Raw genomic sequence first — 1,799 nt, 5'->3', positions numbered from 1 at the left:
ACCGTTCGCCCCGATCACCAGGGTGCCGACGTTGGCGATGATCGCCGGGGTGGCGCCTGCGGTGTACTCGGTGCCGCCAACCGTGAATGTCGCGACACTCAGATCGTTGTCGACATCGCTATCGTTGGTCAGCACGTTGCCGGTGGCTGCGTGGTCTTCATCGACAGTATTGGTGTCCGCTCCGAGGACGCTCGGGTCATTGACCGGAGTGACGCTGATATTCAGCGTGCTGGTGGAACCGGTGTTGGTGGTGTAGGTGACGGTCGGCACGGTGCCGTTCCAGTTATCCACCGGGGTAAAGGTGTAAGCACCGTTCGCCCCGATCACCAGGGTGCCGACGTTGGCGATGATCGCCGGGACGCCTGCGGTGTACTCGGTGCCGCCAACCGTAAACGTGGCCACGCTCAGGAGATTATCGACATCGCTGTCATTGCCCAGCACGTTACCGGTTGCAACATGGTCTTCATCGACAGTGTTGGTGTCCGCGACCAGGACGCTCGGGTCATTGACCGGGGTGACGCTGATATCCAGCGTGCTGGTGGAACCGGTATTGGTGGTGTAGGTGACGGTCGGTACGGTGCCGTTGTAGTTGGAGTCCGGAGTAAAGGTGTAAGCACCGTTCGCCCCGATCACCAGGGTGCCGACGTTGGCGATGATCGCCGGGGTGGCGCCTGCGGTGTACTCGGTGCCGCCAACCGTGAAGGTGGCCACGCTCAGGAGATTATCCACATCGCTGTCATTGCCCAGCACGTTGCCGGTTGCAACATGGTCTTCATCGACAGTATTGGTGTCCGCGGTCATGACGCTCGGGTCATTGACCGGAGTGACGCTGATATCCAGCGTGCTGGTGGAACCGGTGTTGGTGGTGTAGGTGACGGTCGGCACGGTGCCGTTCCAGTTCTCGGCCGGGGTAAAGGTGTAAGCACCGTTCGCCCCGATCACCAGGGTGCCGACGTTGGCGATGGTCGCCGGGACGCCTGCGGTGTACTCGGTGCCGCCAACCGTGAAGGTGGCCACGCTCAGGAGATTATCGACATCGTGGTCGTTGGTCAGCACATTACCGGTTGCAACATGGTCTTCATCGACCGTGTTGGTATCCGCGGTCAGGACGCTTGGGTCATTGACCGGGGTGACGCTGATATCCAGCGTGCTGGTGGAACCGGTGTTGGTGGTGTAGGTGACGGTCGGCACGGTGCCGTTGTAGTTCTCGGCCGGGGTAAAGGTGTAAGCACCGTTGCTGGCGATGATCAGCGTTCCGACACCGGTAATGGTTGCGGTCTGGCCCGCCGTGAAGCTGCCGTCGACCCCATTCACGCTGAAGCTGGAGACGCTCAGGAGATTATCCACATCGCTGTCATTGCCCAGCACGTTGCCGGTGGCTGCGTGGTCTTCATCGACAGTATTGGTGTCCGCGGTCAGGACGCTTGGGTCATTGACCGGGGTGACGCTGATATCCAGCGTGCTGGTGGAACCGGTGTTGGTGGTGTAGGTGACGGTCGGCACGGTGCCGTTGTAGTTGGAGTCCGGAGTAAAGGTGTAAGCACCGTTCGCCCCGATCACCAGGGTGCCGACGTTGGCGATGATCGCCGGGGTGGCGCCTGCGGTGTACTCGGTGCCGCCAACCGTGAATGTCGCGACACTCAGATCGTTGTCGACATCGCTATCGTTGCCCAGCACGTTGCCAGTGGCCGCGTGGTCTTCATCGACCGTCTGGGTATCCGCGGTCAGGACGCTTGGGTCATTGACCGGGGTGACGCTGATATCCAGCGTGCTGGTGGAACCGGTGTTGGTGGTGTAGG

Annotated in this window: 1 protein-coding gene; it reads right to left on the bottom strand. The window is 61.3% G+C overall.

Going from position 1 to position 1,799, the window contains the following annotated elements; translation table 11 throughout:
* Positions 1-1,799 (bottom strand): beta strand repeat-containing protein (locus KGB06_RS00005; RefSeq protein ID WP_223511101.1); only part of this gene is annotated, 1,799 nt, incomplete at both ends.

It is taken from the genome of Pseudomonas sp. GL-B-19, from assembly GCF_019956415.1.
GTDB lineage: Bacteria > Pseudomonadota > Gammaproteobacteria > Pseudomonadales > Pseudomonadaceae > Aquipseudomonas.
Note: the sequence above shows the minus strand (reverse complement) of the source record. Positions and strands in the feature narration are given on the sequence as shown.